This is a genomic window from Bradyrhizobium sp. CCBAU 65884 (assembly GCF_028128835.1).
GTDB classification, from domain to species: Bacteria; Pseudomonadota; Alphaproteobacteria; order Rhizobiales; family Xanthobacteraceae; genus Bradyrhizobium; species Bradyrhizobium ottawaense.
In genome coordinates this window covers 126584-144412 of sequence record NZ_LBJU01000008.1, presented here as the reverse complement: position 1 = coordinate 144412, position 17829 = coordinate 126584, and the positions used below count along the sequence as shown (strand labels likewise).

The following is a 17829-nucleotide window of genomic DNA, read 5'->3' as shown; positions in this document are numbered from 1 at the left end:
GCCCTGTGACCACGGTCACACCGTCCCCCTAAGCCACCATGCGCATGATGAGCGCACGCGCCTTGCGCCCTTCCGGCGTCGGCATCAGCGCGTAGTTGTGTGGCTGGTCACGCAGCAGATGCAGCTCGACCGGCACGCCCACCGCCCTCGCCCGCTCGGCGAGATCGACGCTGTCGGGATAGAGCAGATCGCGAGTCCCAGCGAAGATCGTCATCGGCGCCAGGAAGCGGAAGGCGCCGTTGAGCGGACTGACGAAGGGATGGCCGACATCGAGCTCGCCGGCATAGAGCCGCCCGGCCTCGACGATCCCCGGAATGTCCTGGATCGGATCGCGCGCGGCGATCTCGATTTGCTCGGGACGGCTGACCGACGCATCTGCCGCGGGCGAGATCAGCACCAGCCGCGCCGGCTGTCGATGACCGCGATCGCGCAGCCATTGGCACGCGGCGAGCGCGAGGCCAGCGCCGGCCGAATTGCCGACCACCGTGACCTTTGCGGATCCGGCGTCTTCCAGGAGCATGCGCAGCAGCTCGCCCGTTGCCGGCACGACGTCCTTGGCAGTCGCGCGCGGCGCCAGCGGATAGATCGGCACAACGCACGACACGCGCGCCTTGCGCGTCATCTCGCCAACGAAGCGCCAGTGCGCCGGCGCGATCTCGTTGATGAAGCCGCCGCCGTGCAGGAACATGACGTAGTTGCAGTCCTCGAAGCCCGACGACGGCGCGGTGTAATAGACCGGCCAGCCGCCCATCTTGGTCAGCGTCGCCTCGACGCCGCGCCCCAGGCCCGTCGGCTCGTAAGAGGCCGGCTGCAAGGCGAGCTTCTGCACATGCGCCTGCACGGCTTCGATTGATGCCAGCTGCTGCTTGTAGGGCAGCAGGGCGAGCAGCATGTTGAAGACGCGACTTTGCAGGCTTGGGGCGGGATCGCGCCGGGCCGGTGGACCGAACACGCAACCGCCCGGGCAGAACTGCAAGGCCGACACTAGTCTGGCAACGCTCATGGCCACATCCCCATCTGGCACTTTCGAAACGGCGACAAGGGGCTTGCCGACCCACCGCCACCTGCCCATATAATGCGAGTATTCGCTCGCTTTTCCTACTCGCATTCGGATCACAAGATCGTGGCTCGCCAACCGCCGACAAAACCCCGGAAAAATGCCTCGCAGGCGCGATCACGCGCCACCATCGACGCTCTGGTCGAGGCGACCGCTCGCATTCTGGTCCGCGAAGGTTTTGAGAAGGCCAGCACCAACCGCATCGCCGAAATCGCCGGCGTCAGCGTCGGTTCGCTCTACCAGTATTTTCCAAGCAAGGAAGCGCTCGTCGCCGCCGTGATCGACCGTCACAACGACGAGATCATGGGCATCGTCCGCGCCGCGCTCGTTGAAGTCGCCGATCTGCCGATCGACAAGGCGGTGCGAAAACTCGTCACCGTCGCGATCGACGCCCACCGCATCAATCCGAAGCTGCACCGCGTCCTCGCCGAGCAGATCCCACGCACCGGCCAGCTCAAAGACGTCGAAGCTTACAACCGAGAGATCCAAACGTTAGTGCGCGCCTATCTCGAAAGCCGCCGCAAGGAGATGCGCAAGGTCGATCTCGATGTCGCAACCTTCATCTGCGTCAGCGCGATCGAAGCGATCGCGCACAACACGGTGCTGCACGGCGCCGAGATGCTGTCGGAGAAGATGGTGCGGACGCTGGTGGACGAGACGACGCGGATGGTGGTGGGGTATTTGAGTTAGGTGGCCCTTACGGAGATCTGCTCCAAAGCTCAAAAGTGATAGTTCACGCCCACTCGCGCCACGTGGAAATCCGCCCGGCCGAAATTTGCAGTGTATCTGGACAGGTTCGGACCAATACCCGTTGCGAGTGCGTTGGCCGTCACTGACGATTTGCCGAGGTCAACGTAAAGATATTCGGCCTTGAAGCTCCAACGAGGCGCAAAGCGCCATTCGCCGCCTCCACCCAACGTCCAGCCGGTCTGAATGCGGGAATTGCTCCCCGTGAAGCACGTCAATCCCGTTGTACAAGCAAATGAAGTGCCGCTGACGGAGATACTGAAGCCTCCAGGCGGTCCGTTTACGATATAGTCGTCAAATGTCGCCACCCGACCAAAAGCGAAGCCGCCGGTCCCATACAGAAGAACGCTAGGCGAGACCAGCGCCCCAAAGCGCCCACGAATACTCCCCCACCAGTCAATCTTTTGCTCGGCCGAGATGGTCTGTGTGAAAGCTGGGGGCAGAATCGGCGCGGTTTCGCGACCGCTTCCGCGCAAGCTGGATGCGCTCAAGTCGCCTTCAACGCCGACGAGCCATTTGCCATCCAGCTGCCAATTGTAGCCCGCCTGCAAACCTCCCGTTACACCATTCATCGAAAAATCGTGAGCGCTGAGAGCAACCTGCCCCGCAAACGGAGCTACAAGCGGAACTCCGGGATTGAAAAGGAAAGCGGAAGCGGCGTCACTCGTAAAACCCACGGACCGGTTTGCCCATGCGCCGCCAACGTTGCCGCCTACATAAAATCCCGTCCAGCTCGGGCTGGGGTCAGCTGTGCGCGCTTTCGTGAAAAGTGAAGGGCTTTGGTCAGCAGCTTCCGCCCCCGACGCGACACTCGCCAAGACTGCTACAGCAGCCAGCACTCTTCTCACGGGACGCCCCCTCCGCGATTCCAACGCGCCCGAAATTCTTAAATCATGTTGACGCTGCACGCTGTGACGCCAAGGCAACACTCGCGGAACGTTGCAACCGCAAACGTGCGGCCCGCGGTAACCCGCCCGAAAATTTGATTCTTTGAAATGGTCGGAGCGAGAGGATTTGAACCTCCGACCCCTAGTCTCCCAGACTAGTGCGCTAACCGGGCTGCGCCACGCTCCGAACGTCGTTCCATTAGCTAGGATCGGCGCGATGCGCAAGGCGAGGCCACAGCATTTTGGTGCCTCTCCCTCCATGGGCTCGGAGCCCAAGCGCCCGGAACTGCCGGCAAAGCCGACTGAACCCGCTCCTCACCCGTCCTTCAGCGCCTGATCCAGCATTTCGCGGCAGGCGACGAGGTCGGCGAGGACGCGTCCGAGGCGCTCCCGGTCCAGCGCACTGGGGCCGGCCGGGGCTGCGGCCGTCGTGCCGCCCTTGCGGAAGGTGGTGAGGATGTCCTCGTCGTCGACCTCGGTGAAGCGGAAGTCGATGCCTTCCTCCTCATCCCCCTGGTAGTCGTCATCGTCGCTGTCGGCGACGCCCTTGATGGGCGCCTCCTCGTCCTCGGGCTCCATCAGGCTGGCGCCGATGGCGTCCTCGATGGCGCCGAACGAGACCGCGGCGGCGCTGTCGGCGAGGCCCTGCACCGATTTGACGCCGTGCTCCTTCAGGATCCGCTGCACCCCGCGGATGGTGTAGCCCTCGCCGTAGAGCAGCCGGCGGATGCCCTTGAGCAGGTCGACATCGTCGGGGCGGTAATAGCGGCGGCCGCCGCTGCGCTTCATCGGCTTGATCTGGGAGAATCGGGTCTCCCAGAACCGCAGCACGTGCTGCGGAATGTCGAGTTCCTGCGCTACTTCGCTGATGGTTCGGAACGCATCCGGCGCCTTGTCCAAATGCCAAATCCTTTGCCGAAGGCGTTACGCCTCTTGTTGAGCCTTGCTGGCGTCACCGTTGGCGCGGTGCTGGCCGTTGATCCGCTGCTTCAGGATCGCCGACGGCTTGAACACCATGACACGGCGCGGCGAGATCGGCACCTCGGTGCCGGTCTTCGGGTTGCGGCCGATGCGCTGACCCTTTTTGCGGACCATGAAGGACCCGAACGAGGACAGTTTCACCGTCTCGCCCTTTTCCAGGCAGTCGGTGATCTCCTTCAGCACGAGTTCCACGAAAGCGGACGATTCCGTGCGCGACAGGCCCACCTTCTGGTAGACGGCTTCGCACAGGTCGACACGCGTTACGGTTTTACTTTGATCGGTCATCGCCCTGCCCCACATCACGGCGAACAATTGTTGTCTGAAATTATGAGGTTACGTTACAGCGGTCAACAGCGCTCATCAATGCAGACGCATCGATAATCGCGGCTAAATCCGGCAAAATTTTATCGACTGTGGCTCTACCAGCGCACGAGTGCGGAGCCCCAGGTGAAGCCGCCGCCCATGGCCTCCAGCAGGACCATATCGCCCTTCTTGATACGGCCGTCCCTGCGGGCCACCGACAGCGCCAGCGGAATCGAGGCGGCCGAGGTGTTGCCGTGACGGTCCACGGTCAGCACCACCTTCTCCGGCGCGATGTGGAGCTTGTGGGCGGAGGCGTCGATGATTCGCTTGTTGGCCTGGTGCGGCACGAACCAGTCGATGGTCTCGGCATTGAGCCCGGTGGCCTGGAAGGCATCGACGATGACGTCGGTGATCATGCCGACCGCATGCTTGAAGACCTCGCGGCCCTCCATGCGCAGATGGCCGACGGTCTGGGTCGAGGACGGTCCGCCGTCGACGAACAGCTTTGCCTTGTGGCGGCCGTCGGAGCGCAGATGCGTGGTGACGATGCCGCGATCGGTCGCGGCCTTGCCCGGCTGCTCCTGCGCCTCCAGCACCACCGCGCCGGCGCCATCGCCGAACAGCACGCAGGTGCCGCGGTCGTTCCAGTCGAGGATGCGCGAGAAGGTCTCGGCGCCGATCACCAGCGCGCGCTTGAAGGCGCCGGTGCGCAGGAAATTGTCGGCGGTGGCGAGCGCGAACACGAAGCCGGAGCATACCGCCTGGAGGTCGAAGGCCGCGCCGTGGGTGATACCGAGCCCGTGCTGCACGGCGACCGCCGTCGCGGGGAAGGTGTTGTCCGGCGTCGAGGTCGCTAGCACGATTAGGTCGATCGACTGCGCGTCCATGCCGGCATCGGTCAGCGCGGCCTGCGCCGCCTTGATCGCCAAATGCGAGGTGAACTCGCCCTCGGCCGCGATGTGGCGCTCGCGAATGCCGGTGCGCTGCACGATCCACTCGTCGGAGGTGTCGATACGCGCCGCCAATTGGGCGTTGGTCACCACCTGCTCCGGCAGATAGGAGCCGCAGCCGAGCACGACCGAACGAATTTGAGTCACGAAACAGCCTCCTGCGCGGCCTGCACGGAATTGAGTGCACCACCCTCGCGGTTGAGCATCTGATTGATCTTGTTCAGGAGATCGTAGTGAGCCATCTCATAGCCAACATCGATCGCATAGGCAAAGCCTTCGGCGCTGGTTCCGCCGTGGCTCTTGACCACTAATCCGTTCAAACCCAGGAACACGCCGCCATTGGACTTGTTCGGGTCCATCTTGTCGCGCAGGGCCTGGAAGGCGCTGCGTGCAAAGAGATAGCCGAGCTTCGACAGCCAGCTCCGCTGCATCTCGTTGCGGAGTAAGTCCGCCATCTGCCGCGCGGTTCCCTCGGCGGCCTTGAGCGCGATGTTGCCGCTGAAACCTTCGGTCACGATGACGTCGGCCAGCCCCTTGCCGATGCCGTCGCCCTCGACGAAGCCGATATAGTCGAGCTCCGGCAGGTTCCTGGCACGCAGGATCTCGCTTGCCTCGCGGATCTCCTCGTGCCCCTTGATCTCTTCGGCCCCGATATTGAGCAGCCCGACCGTGGGGCGCTTCCTGTCGAACAGCACGCTCGCCATCGCCGCGCCCATCACCGCGAGCGACACCAGATGGTGCGCGTCGCCGCCGATGGTGGCGCCGAGGTCGAGCACGATGGAATCGCCGCGCCTGGTCGGCCAAACGCCCGTGATCGCCGGGCGATCGATCCCCTTCAGCGTGCGCAGGTGGAAGCGCGACATCGCCATCAGCGCGCCGGTATTGCCGGCGGAGACCGCGACATCCGCCTCGCCCTTCTTCACGGCATCGATGGCGAGCCACATCGAGGAGGTCTTGCGGCCGCGCCGCAGCGCCTGGCTCGGCTTGTCCGAGCCGCTGACGGCCACGTCGGTGTGGATGATCGTCGAAGCGGCCTTGAGGGCCGGATGCTTCTCGAGCTCGGGCTCGATCCTGGCGCGGTCCCCGACCAGCAGGAACTCGGTCTCGCGATGCCTCTGAAGCGAGATGGCGGCGCCGGGAATGACCACGGCGGCGCCGGCGTCGCCCCCCATGGCGTCCAGCGCGATGCGAACCTTGCTTGGCATAAAAGTCCTGGAAACCTGGTCTGGTGCGGTCTTGGATCAGCGGGACCGCAAAATGAGTTCGCCACGGACATGGCGGCCGGCCAAGCGCCACGCCGCACCCGGGCCGGGGCGCGACAATAGCGTTTTGTTACCCCGAAACAACCTCTTGCCCCCAGCCTTTTGCATCCCGGGCGATCCGGCCGCGAACCGCGAAATTTGCAAGAAACACACTGAAATCAGTCAGATAAAGAGCGCTTTGAAACCATCCCGGCAAATGCCTCGCGCACCCCCGCAAGACGATCCCGCGGGGAAATGCCCGGCTATCGGCCCTTCTTGTTGTCCTGGAGCGCCTTCAGGGCTGCGAATGGATGGTCCTCCGGATCGGGAGCGGTGACCTCCGCCTCGAACACGACACCCTCCTTGCGCGGATAGGGATCGATCGCCAGGAACAGGGCGTCGGTGGCGAGCCGGCCGAGGTCGATGATCCCACCCACGATCGCCTCGGGCGGGTCGGCGACCTCAGACGGTGCCTCCTCGTCCTGCCCCTCAGCGATCAGGTCGGCCAGGCGACGCGCCTCGGCCTCGGGGGCGAACATCAGGTCCACCTCCTCCTCGATCTCGCTTTCGATCGGATCGAGCGTGACCACGCAGGTCTGGCCGATTCGGGCCCGGACGCTGCCGGTCACCTGGACCCGGCCGCCGCTCCTGGGCACCACGTCGAACTCGGCCTCGGCCGACAGGACTTCGCGGAGGCCCGCAAGCCCGGCCATCGCCTGCCGCTCGGCGGCCGAGGCCTCGAGCTTGCGGTGCAGGCCGGTGTCGGGGATTTGCGCAACGATGATCGGGACCCGCCAGGGATCTGGCTCGGTATTTGGTCGGCTCATGGCTTGTCGCCCTCGGGAAGCGCTGGAGGAAACCTGAAGGAGGCGCGCAGCAGCGCGGCCTCGTCGGCCCGGCCGAGATCGGCCTCGGTGACCCGCGCATAGGCCGCAAGCCGCCTCGCCTGGACCAGGTCGGTCCCGTTCAAGATATTCTTGCGGATCGCCTCTGCCAGGGCCTCGCCGCCGGCCTCGATGGCCTGGTCATAGGCCTGGACGCGGCCGTAAAACGCCTCGCCGAAGGCCCGCATCCGCTTCGGCACGGTCTGGTCGCCCACCCCCATCTCGCGCAGATTGTCGTCCATGTCCTCGCAGAAGCGGTCGAACAGCGCCTGCGACAGCTCCGAGGCTCCTGCGATGGCGCCCTGAACCGTGCGCAGGCGCCGCAGCAGCAGCCACAGATGCAGCAGCAACAGGTCGAAACGCCCGTTAACCGTATCGGGCACGCCCAAGTCGCGGTAAAATATGGGTTCTCGCGCCTGCGTCACGATCATGCCATAGATGGCTTCAATGGTGCCCGACGGGGTTAGCCGGGGTTTCCTGAAGTGATTGAACGGCCAAAGCATTGTGGTTTCCGCAAGCGGGCGCGCGCGAGTTGCATTCAGACGCCCAGCCCGGTACTTCAGCGCCTCGCGCGACGCAAGGGGACGGAATCAGTTCCGCTATGACGACAACGAACCAGATCAGCCTGCACGCGGACAAGCGGCGCGGCCTTCATGCTCGCTGGCGCGGCTTGCGCTTGCTCGCCGCCGTCGCCCTGGTCGGCGCCGCGCTCACGGGCTGCACCGGCGAGCAATTCCAGAAGGGTTACATCCTGCCGCCCGGCGCGCTGGAGCAGATTCCGATCGGCGCGAGCCAGGACCAGGTGCTGATCGTGATGGGCACGCCCTCCACGGTCGCGACCCTCGACGGCGAGGTGTTCTACTACATCTCGCAGCGCTCGGAGCGCATGGTCGCCTTCATGAACCAGAAGGTGGTCGATCAGCGCGTCATCGCGATCTATTTCGACAAGAACCGGCGCGTGCGGCGTCTCGCGAATTACGGTCTGCAGGACGGCAAGATCTTCGACTTCATCAGCCGCACCACGCCGACGTCGGGCCAGGAGATGAGCTACCTCACGCCGCTGTTCAAGCTGCTCAGCTTCAACTGAGTCCCCGAAGCGTTTTCGGGTGAAGCCGGGGACCGGCTCGCATCAGGAAAACGCTTCAAGACAAGCACCCAGAACGCCTTCCAATTCCGCCGGAAGGTATATGGCCCTGGCCTGCGGCGTCGTGCCGCCGTCCACGCGGCACTGACCGCCGCGCGCGACTTGCCGTCGCACCTGCGGTTTCCTACCCTCCCTGCAAAGAAAGAAGCAGGGAGTGGATTCGTGCCTAAGACTTTGTCCCGACGTCGCGTGCTCACCGGAATGGCCGGCCTTTCGGCCGCAGCGATCCTGCCGCGATCGAGCCTTGCGGACTGGAAGCCGACCGAAAACGTCCGCCTCGTCGTGCCGGCTGCGGCCGGCGGCTCGACCGACGTGTTGGGCCGGCTCCTGGCCGCGCATCTGCAAACCGCCTGGGGCCAGTCGGCTGTCGTGGAAAACCGCTCGGGCGGCGGCGGCACGATCGGCACCGCCGAGGTGGTTCGTGCCAAGCCCGACGGCCACACCATTCTGGTCGGCAATCCCGGTCCGAACGCGATCGCCTACAGCATCTTCAAGAATCTGACCTACAAGCCGGACCAGCTCCAGCCGGTCTCCAACATGATCCGGATCCCGAACATCGTGTCGGCGCATCCGAAGACCGGCATCAAGTCGGTCGCCGAGCTGATCGCCTATCTCAAGGCCAATCCGGACAAGCTCAGCTACGCCTCCTCCGGCGTCGGCCAGAGCCCTCACCTCACCGGCGCCTGGTTCCTCCAGCTCACCGGCCTCAAGATGACGCACATCCCGTTCCGCGGTGCGGGCCCCGCGCTTCAAGCCGCACTGGCGGGCGACATCCAGATCCTGTTCGACAATCTCTATCCGAGCCTGCCGCAGGTGCAGAACGGCACGCTCAACGGCCTCTGCGTCACCACCACCGAGCGCAGCGACCTCGCGAAGGACCTGCCGACCATGCGCGAGAGCGCACCGGAGCTGGCGAATTTCGACGTCTCGTCGTGGTTCTCGGTCTTCCTGCCGAAGGGCGTCTCGCCCGAGGTGCTGAGCGCGCTCAATCTCCAGGTCAAGGCGATGCTGGAGCGCGACGACATCAAGAAGCAGATCGCCGCCATGGGCGCCCGCGCCGATTACGGCACGCCCGAGCAGTTCGCCGCCTTCGTGGATGCCGAGACGAAGAAGTTCGCCGGCATCATCCAGAAGGAAGGACTGCAGATGGACGTGCAGTGACGCACGGCCGCGATCTGTAGGGCGGATTAGCGAAAGCGTAATCCGCCTTCGATGCAGTTTGGGCGGTGGCGGATTACGCTTCGCTAATCCGCCCTACGCACTGTCACTACAAACAAAAACCCCGCGGCTCGCGCCGCGGGGTTTTGTCTTGTCTCGTCTGCGCCGCTCAGTGCGCCAGGATCGCCAGCAGCAGCAGGGCCACGATGTTGGTGATCTTGATCATCGGGTTCACCGCGGGACCCGCCGTGTCCTTGTAGGGATCGCCGACGGTGTCGCCGGTCACCGCCGACTTGTGGGCGTCAGAGCCCTTGCCGCCGAAATGACCGTCCTCGATGTACTTCTTGGCGTTGTCCCAGGCGCCGCCGCCCGAGGTCATGGAGATCGCGACGAACAGGCCCGTCACGATGACGCCGAGCAGCATGGCACCCACGGCGGAGAACGCCGCCGACTTGCCGGCCGCGCCGCCGCCCGCGATCGCGTAGATCAGGAAGTAGACGACGATCGGTGACAGCACCGGGAGCAGCGAGGGGATGATCATCTCCTTGATCGCCGCCCGGGTCAGCAGGTCGACCGCCTTGCCGTAATCCGGCTTGTCGGTGCCCTGCATGATGCCCGGCTTCTCGCGGAACTGGCGCCGGACCTCCTCGACGATCGCACCCGCGGCACGGCCCACCGCGGTCATGCCCATCGCGCCGAACAGATACGGCAACAGGCCGCCGAACAGCAGGCCTACCACCACATACGGGTTGTTGAGCGAGAAGTCCGGATTGACGCCGGCGAAGTAGGGATGGTGCGCGGAGTCTGCAACGAAGAACTTGAGGTCCTGGTTGTAGGCCGCAAACAGCACGAGGGCACCGAGACCGGCCGAGCCGATCGCGTAGCCCTTGGTGACCGCCTTGGTGGTGTTGCCGACCGCGTCGAGCGCATCGGTCGACTTGCGCACCTCCTTCGGCAGGCCCGCCATCTCGGCGATGCCGCCCGCGTTGTCCGTCACCGGGCCGAACGCGTCGAGCGCGACGACCATGCCGGCCAGCGCCAGCATGGTGGCGGTCGCGATCGCGATGCCGAACAGGCCGGCGAGGCTATAGGTGACCAGGATGCCGGCGATGATCACGATCGCGGGGAGCGCGGTCGCCTCCATCGAGACGGCAAGCCCCTGGATCACGTTGGTGCCGTGGCCGGTCACCGAGGCCTGGGCGATCGACTTCACCGGACGATAGTCGGTTCCGGTGTAGTATTCGGTGATCCAGATGATCAGCGCGGTGACGATGAGGCCGACCACGCCGCATTGGAACAGCGCCATGCCGGTATAGTCGACGCCATCGAGCTTGCCGAAGCCGATCAGGCTGTAGATCACGCCGGCGATGCCGATCAGCGACAGGACGCCGGTTGCGATCAGGCCCTTGTAGAGCGCACCCATGATTGACTGGCTCGGCCCGAGCTTGACGAAGAAGGTGCCGATGATCGAGGTGATGATGCAGATGCCGCCGATCGCGAGCGGCAGCGTCATCATGTTGGCGAGGATCGGCGTCTTGGCGAAGAAGATCGCGGCGAGCACCATGGTGGCGACCGCGGTCACCGCATAGGTCTCGAACAAATCGGCGGCCATGCCGGCGCAGTCGCCGACATTGTCGCCGACGTTGTCGGCGATGGTGGCCGGGTTGCGCGGATCGTCCTCGGGAATGCCGGCCTCGACCTTGCCGACGAGGTCGCCGCCGACGTCCGCACCCTTGGTGAAGATGCCGCCGCCGAGACGGGCGAAGATCGAGATCAGCGAGGCGCCGAAGCCGAGTGCCACCATGGCGTCGATGACGGTACGGCTGTCAGGCGCAAGCTTCAGCGAATGCACCAGGAAGCCGAAATAGAGCGTCACCCCGAGCAATGCGAGACCTGCCACCAGCATGCCGGTGATCGCGCCTGCCTTGAAGGCTAGCTCGAGGCCGCCGGCGAGCGAGGTGGTCGCCGCCTGGGCGGTCCGCACATTGGCGCGGACCGAGACATTCATGCCGATGAAGCCGGCCGCCCCCGACAGGACGGCGCCGATCAGAAAGCCGATGGCGACGTAGATTCCGAGGAAATAGACAAGCAAGAGGAAGATGACCACGCCGACGATGCCGATCGTCGTGTACTGGCGCCGCAGATACGCCTGTGCACCCTCAGCGACCGCCCCCGCGATCTCCTGCATGCGCGGCGACCCCGCATCCGCGCTTAACACCGAAGACGTCGCCCAAATCGCGTAGACGACGGAAAGCACTCCGCAGAGCACTATCAACCATAATGCTGTCATGTGATTTTTGCCTCAGATCCTTGATGTACCCCCGGCGCCTTTTGTTGTCCGTCGAGCGGTGCGGCGCCTTGATTTCGAACAAAGCCGCCCCTTGCCCAAAAGGGGCGGCCTTAGTCGGTCGCAAGCTTGCCAAAATCAAATTGAGGGTGCAACGCCGGATAAGGCCGAAAACGCCGATCTCGGCAGGTATTTAGACCAAGTGCAGCGAACTAAGATGCCGGTTTGGAGCAATTCCTAGAAGTGGCTGTAGGACAGCCGCCTCAAGACCAATTCCTGGCCCTGCCCGTCCAGGAAGCGCGGCCCCTGCTTGCCCGCGACGATCGTGCCGATCGCGGTGACGGCAAGACCGGCCGGCCGCCCCGCGGCAATCAGCGCATCGGCCTGCGCGGGCGGGACGGTGCACAGCACCTCGTAATCGTCGCCCCCCGCAAGCAGCGTCTCGACGCAAACGACGTTGCGGGCAATCAGGCTTGCTGCCGCGGCCGAGAGCGGCACGCTTGCCACGTCGACCATGGCCGAGACCCCGGACGCTGCGCAGAGTTTGGTCAGATCGCCGGCGAGCCCGTCGGAGACGTCCATCGCCGCGGTCGCATGATCGCGCACGGCCCATGCCAGCGAGTTGCGCGGCTGCGGCACGCGATAGCGGGAGACCAGGGCTTCCCTTGCGGCGGAATCGGTCGCGAGCGCTGCCGCGGCGGCACCGCCCGTGAGCACGTCGAGGCCGAGCGCAGCGTCGCCGATCGTGCCGGTCACCAGGATGCGATCGCCTGGCCTCGCGCCGGTCCGGCCGACCATCCGCCCCTGCGGCACGCGGCCGAAGGCGGTGATCGAGATCATCTGCGGACCCGGCGTCGACACCGTGTCACCGCCGAGCAGCGGACAGGCGAATTCCTTTGCGTCCTCGCCCAGCGCGTCCGCGAAGGGCTGGAGCCAGGCATCCTCCCTGCTGCGCAGCGCCAGCGTCAGCACGAATCCTGCCGGCGCCGCGCCCTTGGCGGCGAGATCGGACAGGTTCACCCGCAGCGCCTTGCGCGCGATGGTGTCAGGGGGATCGGTGGCAAGATAGTGCACGCCTTCGACGACGGCGTCGGTGGTGACGACGATGTCGTCGCCGGACGACGACAGCACCGCCGCGTCATCGACCAGACCGAACGCGCCGGGATCGGTCGCCAGCGGCTTGAAATAGCGCGCGATGAGGGAGTCTTCGGCGGAGGGGTTTTGCGTGTTCGTCATCGGCGCCGGCCTCAAACTTCGCTGTCATCGCCCAGCCAGTGCGCACTTGCGCACCAGGACCGGGCGATCCAGTACGCCGCGAAGCCGATTATCAATCACCGCTGCCGCGGCGTACTGGATCACCCTCTTTCGCGGGTGATGACAGCGGAGTGAATGTCTACCCCCGTCCGAACTCGTCGCCGCGAAATTGGCGGCCGATCTGGTCGAGCACGGCGTTGACCATGCCGGTCTCCTCGCGGTCGACGAAGGCGTTGGCGACGTCGACATATTCGGAGATGACGACGCGGCCCGGCACGTCCTTGCGGTGCTCCAGCTCATAGGCCCCTGCCCGCAGCACCGCGCGCAGGATCGCTTCGATCCGCTTCAAGGGCCAGCCCTTCGACAGCGCCTCGTCGATCAGGGGATCGAGCTTCTTCTGGTCGCGCACGACGCCCGAGACGACGTCGCGGAAGAAGGCCGCCTCGGCCGGCAGGTAGGTGTCGCCCTCGACCTCGTTGCCGAGCCAATGGCTCTCGAACTCGGCGAAGATGTCGTTGATGCCGGCGCCGGCGATATCCATCTGGTACAGCGCCTGCACCGCCGCGAGCCGCGCCGCGCCGCGCCGGTTCGCCTTCTTCTCGTTTGGCCCTGCCGGCTTCTTGGTGGGATCAGCCATGGCTTCAGGCCCGCGCCATGCGGCGTTTGATGCGCAACATCGCAAGCGCCGCACGTGCGGCATCGCCGCCCTTGTTGAGCTCGCTGGCGCGCGCCCGCGCCCAGGCCTGCGCCTCATTGTTGACGGTGAGGATGCCGTTGCCGAGCGGCAGCTTTCGCGCCACGGCAAGATCCATCAGCGCGCGCGAGGATTCCTGCGACACGATCTCGAAATGGATGGTGTCGCCGCGGATCACGCAGCCGAGCGCGATCACCGCGTCATAGGGCTTTCCGTTCGCCGCCGCCGCGTCGATCGCGATGGCGACTGCCGCAGGGATCTCCAGCGCGCCGGGAACCGTGATCACGTCATGCGTCAGGCCCGCCGCCTTCAATTCGGTCACCGCGCCGTCCAGAAGCGCGTCCTGGAGATCGTCATAGAACCGCGCCTCGACAATCAGCGCGCGCGCGCCGGAAATGTCGGTCTGGTCCTTCAGGGGTGCGCGCCGCGCGTCTGCCATCGTCTCAATCCGTTTACTGGGGTCGGCGCGTTATGTAGTCGCCGCGGGCACGTAAGCCAAGTTCAAAGACTGTCATTCCGGGGCGCGCAGCGAACCCGGAATGACGACTACGCCGTCATTTCCGTCAGCCGCGCCGCGTAGCGGGCCATCAGGTCGACCTCGATATTGACCTCGTCCCCCGCCTTCCAGCCACCGATCGTCGTGACCGAGAGCGTGTGCGGGATGATCAGCACCGAAAAAGTCACGTCCCTGACCGTATTGACCGTGAGCGAAACGCCGTCGAGCGTGATCGAGCCCTTGGTGGCGATGAACCGCGCCAGCTCCCGCGTGGTCGAGAGCTCGAACCGCGCCATGTCCGGCAGATCCTCGCGGCTGACGAGGGTCGCGATACCGTCGGCGTGGCCGGCGACGATATGCCCGCCGAGCTCGTCGCCGATCTTGAGCGCACGTTCGAGGTTGAGCCTGGTACCGACCTTCCAGTGCTTGGCCGTCGTGAGTGCCAGCGTCTCCGCCGCAGCATCGACGTCATACCAGGTTTTGCCACCTGCGACGCCGGAAGCAACCACAGTCAGGCACACGCCGTTGCTGGCGATCGAGGCACCGTCGGCGATGGTGGTCTGATCGTAGCGGCAGGCGATGCGCAGCCGGTGCAGCTGGCCCTGTGCCACAGGCGTGAAGCTGACGATCTCGCCGATATCGGTGACAATGCCGGTGAACATTACGCGCGCTCGTAGATGGTGAGAGTATCCTTGTCGAATGTTTCGCTAGCATGAACCTTGTAGGCCTGCGACTGCGTGATTTTCGACAGGGGCAATGCATCGAGCGCATCGACGCCGCCGCTGCCCACCGCTTCCGTGCCGCGGAACAGCCAGATCTCGTCGACGAGGTCGGCCGCGACGAACGAAGCCGCAACGCGGCTGCCGCCCTCGACCATCAGGCGGGTGATGCCCTTCCCGGCCAGCGCATGCAGCGCGGCCGGCAAATCGAGCCCGGAGGCACTTGCCGGCGGGATGCGGATCACTTGCGCGCCGGTCGCGCCGAGACGTGTTGCTGCCGCGGCTTCCGCAAGGTCGGAGCCCATCACCCAGAGCGGCGTCTCGCGCGCGGAGCCTATGAGCTTGCTTCCCCCGGGAATGCGCAGGCTCTGATCGAGCACCACGCGCACCGGCGAGCGCGCCGCCATGCCCGGCAGGCGGCAGGTGAGAAGCGGGTCGTCCGCCAGCACCGTGCCGATGCCGACCAGGATGGCATCGCTCTGCGCCCGCAGGAGATGCACGCGATTGCGCACCGCCTCCCCCGTGATCGCGACCGGCTTGCCGCCGGCGGCGCCGATCTTGCCGTCGGGCGAGACCGCCAGCTTCAGGATCACATGCGGGCGCTTGTCCCGGATGCGACGGAAATGCCCGGCATGGTCGAAGGCGGCTTCCGCCGCGCACAGGCCTAACTCTACTGTGATGCCGGCAGCGCGCAGGCGCGCATGGCCCTGCCCCGCGACCTCCGGATTGGGATCCTCGATCGCTGCCACCACCCGCTTGATGCCGGCCGCGATCACCGCGTCGGCGCAAGGCGGCGACTTGCCGAAATGCGAGCAAGGTTCGAGCGTGACGTAGAGCGTGGCGCCGCGTGCGGTCTCACCGGCCCGCCGCAAGGCTTCGGGCTCGGCATGCGGGCGTCCACCTGTCTGGGTCCAGCCGCGGCCGACGATGACACCGTCCTTGACGACGACGGCACCGACCGCCGGGTTGGGCCAGGTGCGCCCCTGCCCGCGGCGTCCGAGCGCCAGCGCCAGCTCCATGAAGCGGCGATCGGCGTCCCTGGCCTCGCGGGCCTTCTGCGCGAACTGATCCTCCAGGATACGGAAGATCATTTGCGGATCGCGGCGAGCCGCGCTTCCTCCTCACCGGAGAGCTCGCCGAGCACGTCGGCGAAATCCTTGGCCTCGCGGAAATTGCGATAGACCGAGGCGAAGCGCACATAGGCGACGTCGTCGAGCGTGCGCAGATGCTCCATCACGGTTTCGCCGATCACCTCGGAGGAGATCTCGGCCTCGCCCCCGGTCTCGAGCTCGCGCACGATGGTGGAGACCATCTTCTCCACCCGCTCCGGCTCGACCTGCCGCTTGCGCAAAGAAATCTGCACCGAGCGCATCAGCTTGTCGCGGTCGAACGGCACGCGGCGGCCGTTGCGCTTGATCACGGTGAGCTCGCGCAATTGCACGCGCTCGAAGGTGGTGAAGCGGAAATTGCAGGCGACGCACACGCGCCGCCTGCGGATCACGGAAGAGTCCTCGGTCGGACGCGAGTCCTTTACCTGCGTATCGAGACTATTGCAGTTCGGGCAGCGCATCCTCGTGGCCCAGCCTTACTGATAGATCGGGAACCGATCGGTGAGCGCCTTGACGCGTTCCTTGATCGCGGCTTCCACCAGCGGCGCCTTGCCGTCGTCGGACTGCGCGATCGCGTTGAGGACCTCGGCGATCATGCCGCCGACCTGCTGGAATTCGGCGACGCCGAAGCCGCGGGTGGTCGCCGCCGGCGTGCCCAGACGAATACCGGAGGTGACGAACGGCGACTCGGGGTCGAACGGAATGCCGTTCTTGTTGCAGGTGATGGCGGCGCGAACCAGCGCCTTCTCCGAGGCGTTGCCCTTCAGGCCCTTCGGCCTGAGGTCGACCAGCATCAGATGGTTGTCGGTGCCGCCGGAGACGATGTCGAAGCCGTGGCTCTTCATCGCCTCGGCCAGCGCCTTGGCGTTCTCGACGACGTTCTTGGCGTAGACCTTGAAGTCCGGACGCAGCGCCTCGCCGAAGGCGACCGCCTTGGCCGCGATCACGTGCATCAGGGGGCCGCCCTGCAGCCCCGGGAAGATCGCCGAGTTGAACTTCTTGGTCAGCGCCTCGTCATTCCACAGCATCAGGCCGCCGCGCGGACCGCGCAGCGATTTGTGCGTCGTCGTCGTGGTGATGTGGGCATGCGGCACGGGCGAGGCATGCACGCCGCCGGCGACGAGGCCCGCGAAGTGTGCCATGTCGACCAGCAGGTACGCGCCGACGCTGTCCGCGATCTCGCGGAAGCGCTTGAAGTCCCAGGCGCGCGAATAGGCCGAGCCGCCGGCGACGATCAGCTTCGGCTTGACCTCTTCAGCCTGCTTGGCAACCGCATCCATGTCGATGATCTGGTCCTCGCGGCGCACGGTGTAGTGCGCGGCCTTGAACCACTTGCCGCTCATGTTGACGGGCGAGCCGTGGGTGAGATGGCCGCCGGCCGCGAGGTCGAGACCCATGAAGGTGTCGCCGGGCTGCAGCAGCGCCAGGAACACCGCCTGGTTCATCTGGCTGCCGGAGTTCGGCTGCACGTTGGCGAATTTGGCACCGAACAGCTTCTTGGCGCGATCGATCGCGAGGTTCTCGGCGACGTCGACCCACTCACAACCGCCATAGTAGCGCGCGCCCGGATAGCCTTCCGCGTATTTGTTGGTCATCACCGAACCCTGCGCTTCCAGCACGGCCCGGCTGACGATGTTCTCGGAGGCGATCAGCTCGACCTCATGGCGCTGCCGGCCGAGCTCGCCCTTGATGGCGGCGGCGATTTCGGGGTCGGCCTGCTCGAGCGGAGCGGTGAAAAACGAATCGGGCGCGGAGGCGGTTTTGGGTGCGGTCATCTTGCGAATATCTCCACCGCCGCAGCCTTTTGGCGGGCTACGGGCGGGTCTGGTGTGGCGATCGGAAGCGGCGAGCGCGATCTACCACATCGCCCGCAACAGGCCAAGCATTTGCGGGTCGGGCCTGATATTTATGCAAGATA

Annotated in this window: 19 protein-coding genes and 1 tRNA gene; 3 read left to right on the top strand and 17 right to left on the bottom strand. The window is 65.5% G+C overall.

Going from position 1 to position 17829, the window contains the following annotated elements; all coding sequences use genetic code 11:
* Nucleotides 1–28 precede the first annotated feature (28 nt).
* Entirely contained in the window at nucleotides 29–1003 is a 975-nt protein-coding gene (locus XI03_RS01445) for an alpha/beta fold hydrolase (RefSeq protein ID WP_271591078.1), read from the bottom strand.
* Between the two features lie 120 nt (nucleotides 1004–1123).
* Between XI03_RS01445 and XI03_RS01440 the strand changes: the two genes are divergently transcribed.
* Entirely contained in the window at nucleotides 1124–1747 is a 624-nt protein-coding gene (locus XI03_RS01440) for a TetR/AcrR family transcriptional regulator (protein WP_271591077.1), read from the top strand.
* 29 nt (nucleotides 1748–1776) lie between these two features.
* Here XI03_RS01440 and XI03_RS01435 read toward each other — a convergent pair whose 3' ends face one another.
* The 8 genes from XI03_RS01435 to XI03_RS01400 form a co-directional block, all read right to left on the bottom strand.
* On the bottom strand, nucleotides 1777–2643 hold the full coding sequence (locus XI03_RS01435; RefSeq protein ID WP_271591085.1) for an outer membrane protein: 867 nt from the start codon (nucleotides 2641–2643) through the stop codon (nucleotides 1777–1779).
* A 157-nt stretch (nucleotides 2644–2800) separates the two neighbouring features.
* Nucleotides 2801–2878: transfer RNA gene (locus XI03_RS01430), tRNA-Pro, on the bottom strand.
* A gap of 128 nt (nucleotides 2879–3006) precedes the next feature.
* A complete protein-coding gene (locus tag XI03_RS01425; protein ID WP_028141393.1) occupies nucleotides 3007–3591 on the bottom strand; it encodes a MerR family transcriptional regulator in 585 nt (194 codons plus the stop codon).
* A 24-nt stretch (nucleotides 3592–3615) separates the two neighbouring features.
* Complete coding sequence (locus XI03_RS01420) at nucleotides 3616–3957, bottom strand: integration host factor subunit alpha (RefSeq protein ID WP_028141392.1); 342 nt, start codon at nucleotides 3955–3957, stop codon at nucleotides 3616–3618.
* A 134-nt stretch (nucleotides 3958–4091) separates the two neighbouring features.
* A complete protein-coding gene (locus XI03_RS01415; RefSeq protein ID WP_028141391.1) occupies nucleotides 4092–5072 on the bottom strand; it encodes a beta-ketoacyl-ACP synthase III in 981 nt (326 codons plus the stop codon).
* Nucleotides 5069–6130 (bottom strand): phosphate acyltransferase PlsX, encoded by a 1062-nt coding sequence (plsX, locus tag XI03_RS01410; RefSeq protein WP_271591076.1) that lies wholly within the window; start codon nucleotides 6128–6130, stop codon nucleotides 5069–5071. Before plsX ends, XI03_RS01415 begins: the two co-directional genes overlap by 4 nt.
* Before the next feature lie 299 nt (nucleotides 6131–6429).
* Nucleotides 6430–6993 carry a YceD family protein gene (locus XI03_RS01405; RefSeq protein ID WP_271591075.1) on the bottom strand — a complete coding sequence of 188 codons (564 nt, stop codon included), beginning with the start codon at nucleotides 6991–6993 and terminating at the stop codon, nucleotides 6430–6432.
* Entirely contained in the window at nucleotides 6990–7553 is a 564-nt protein-coding gene (locus XI03_RS01400) for a ubiquinol-cytochrome C chaperone family protein (RefSeq protein WP_271591074.1), read from the bottom strand. The genes XI03_RS01405 and XI03_RS01400 overlap by 4 nt, the downstream gene beginning before the upstream one ends.
* A gap of 98 nt (nucleotides 7554–7651) precedes the next feature.
* Here XI03_RS01400 and XI03_RS01395 point away from each other — a divergent pair, with 98 nt between their 5' ends.
* Together XI03_RS01395 and XI03_RS01390 are read left to right on the top strand one after the other, a co-directional pair.
* On the top strand, nucleotides 7652–8137 hold the full coding sequence (locus XI03_RS01395) for an outer membrane protein assembly factor BamE (protein ID WP_271591073.1): 486 nt from the start codon (nucleotides 7652–7654) through the stop codon (nucleotides 8135–8137).
* A 219-nt stretch (nucleotides 8138–8356) separates the two neighbouring features.
* Complete coding sequence (locus tag XI03_RS01390; protein ID WP_028141387.1) at nucleotides 8357–9355, top strand: Bug family tripartite tricarboxylate transporter substrate binding protein; 999 nt, start codon at nucleotides 8357–8359, stop codon at nucleotides 9353–9355.
* A 166-nt stretch (nucleotides 9356–9521) separates the two neighbouring features.
* Here the strand turns inward: XI03_RS01390 and XI03_RS01385 are convergent, their stop codons facing one another.
* The 8 genes from XI03_RS01385 to glyA form a co-directional block, all read right to left on the bottom strand.
* Entirely contained in the window at nucleotides 9522–11642 is a 2121-nt protein-coding gene (locus XI03_RS01385; RefSeq protein WP_028144407.1) for a sodium-translocating pyrophosphatase, read from the bottom strand.
* Nucleotides 11643–11876: 234 nt separating this feature from the next.
* Nucleotides 11877–12875: a thiamine-phosphate kinase gene (thiL, locus tag XI03_RS01380; RefSeq protein WP_271591072.1), complete on the bottom strand. Its 999-nt coding sequence runs from the start codon at nucleotides 12873–12875 to the stop codon at nucleotides 11877–11879.
* A 157-nt stretch (nucleotides 12876–13032) separates the two neighbouring features.
* Nucleotides 13033–13530 (bottom strand): transcription antitermination factor NusB, encoded by a 498-nt coding sequence (gene nusB / locus XI03_RS01375; RefSeq protein ID WP_028144409.1) that lies wholly within the window; start codon nucleotides 13528–13530, stop codon nucleotides 13033–13035.
* Nucleotides 13531–13534: 4 nt separating this feature from the next.
* Nucleotides 13535–14026 (bottom strand): 6,7-dimethyl-8-ribityllumazine synthase, encoded by a 492-nt coding sequence (gene ribH / locus XI03_RS01370; protein ID WP_028144410.1) that lies wholly within the window; start codon nucleotides 14024–14026, stop codon nucleotides 13535–13537.
* A 107-nt stretch (nucleotides 14027–14133) separates the two neighbouring features.
* Nucleotides 14134–14745, bottom strand: coding sequence for a riboflavin synthase (locus XI03_RS01365; protein WP_271591071.1), 612 nt, complete (start codon nucleotides 14743–14745; stop codon nucleotides 14134–14136).
* Complete coding sequence (gene ribD, locus XI03_RS01360; protein WP_271591070.1) at nucleotides 14745–15893, bottom strand: bifunctional diaminohydroxyphosphoribosylaminopyrimidine deaminase/5-amino-6-(5-phosphoribosylamino)uracil reductase RibD; 1149 nt, start codon at nucleotides 15891–15893, stop codon at nucleotides 14745–14747. Before ribD ends, XI03_RS01365 begins: the two co-directional genes overlap by 1 nt.
* Nucleotides 15890–16372, bottom strand: a complete 483-nt coding sequence (gene nrdR / locus XI03_RS01355) for a transcriptional regulator NrdR (RefSeq protein WP_011087793.1) — start codon at nucleotides 16370–16372, stop codon at nucleotides 15890–15892. Before nrdR ends, ribD begins: the two co-directional genes overlap by 4 nt.
* A 15-nt stretch (nucleotides 16373–16387) precedes the next feature.
* Nucleotides 16388–17686, bottom strand: a complete 1299-nt coding sequence (gene glyA / locus XI03_RS01350; protein WP_271591069.1) for a serine hydroxymethyltransferase — start codon at nucleotides 17684–17686, stop codon at nucleotides 16388–16390.
* Nucleotides 17687–17829: the final 143 nt, after the last annotated feature.

Excerpts from the sequence above, each read along its gene's own strand:
- XI03_RS01445 (WP_271591078.1), bottom strand. The coding sequence starts at position 1,003 with ATGAGCGTTGCCAGACTAGTGTCGGCCTTGCAGTTCTGCCCGGGCGGT.
- XI03_RS01420 (WP_028141392.1), bottom strand. The coding sequence starts at position 3,957 with ATGACCGATCAAAGTAAAACCGTAACGCGTGTCGACCTGTGCGAAGCC.
- plsX (WP_271591076.1), bottom strand. The coding sequence starts at position 6,130 with ATGCCAAGCAAGGTTCGCATCGCGCTGGACGCCATGGGGGGCGACGCC.
- XI03_RS01405 (WP_271591075.1), bottom strand. The coding sequence starts at position 6,993 with ATGAGCCGACCAAATACCGAGCCAGATCCCTGGCGGGTCCCGATCATC.
- XI03_RS01400 (WP_271591074.1), bottom strand. The coding sequence starts at position 7,553 with ATGCTTTGGCCGTTCAATCACTTCAGGAAACCCCGGCTAACCCCGTCG.
- XI03_RS01395 (WP_271591073.1), top strand. The coding sequence starts at position 7,652 with ATGACGACAACGAACCAGATCAGCCTGCACGCGGACAAGCGGCGCGGC.
- XI03_RS01385 (WP_028144407.1), bottom strand. The coding sequence starts at position 11,642 with ATGACAGCATTATGGTTGATAGTGCTCTGCGGAGTGCTTTCCGTCGTC.
- thiL (WP_271591072.1), bottom strand. The coding sequence starts at position 12,875 with ATGACGAACACGCAAAACCCCTCCGCCGAAGACTCCCTCATCGCGCGC.
- nusB (WP_028144409.1), bottom strand. The coding sequence starts at position 13,530 with ATGGCTGATCCCACCAAGAAGCCGGCAGGGCCAAACGAGAAGAAGGCG.
- ribH (WP_028144410.1), bottom strand. The coding sequence starts at position 14,026 with ATGGCAGACGCGCGGCGCGCACCCCTGAAGGACCAGACCGACATTTCC.
- XI03_RS01365 (WP_271591071.1), bottom strand. The coding sequence starts at position 14,745 with ATGTTCACCGGCATTGTCACCGATATCGGCGAGATCGTCAGCTTCACG.
- ribD (WP_271591070.1), bottom strand. The coding sequence starts at position 15,893 with ATGATCTTCCGTATCCTGGAGGATCAGTTCGCGCAGAAGGCCCGCGAG.
- nrdR (WP_011087793.1), bottom strand. The coding sequence starts at position 16,372 with ATGCGCTGCCCGAACTGCAATAGTCTCGATACGCAGGTAAAGGACTCG.
- glyA (WP_271591069.1), bottom strand. The coding sequence starts at position 17,686 with ATGACCGCACCCAAAACCGCCTCCGCGCCCGATTCGTTTTTCACCGCT.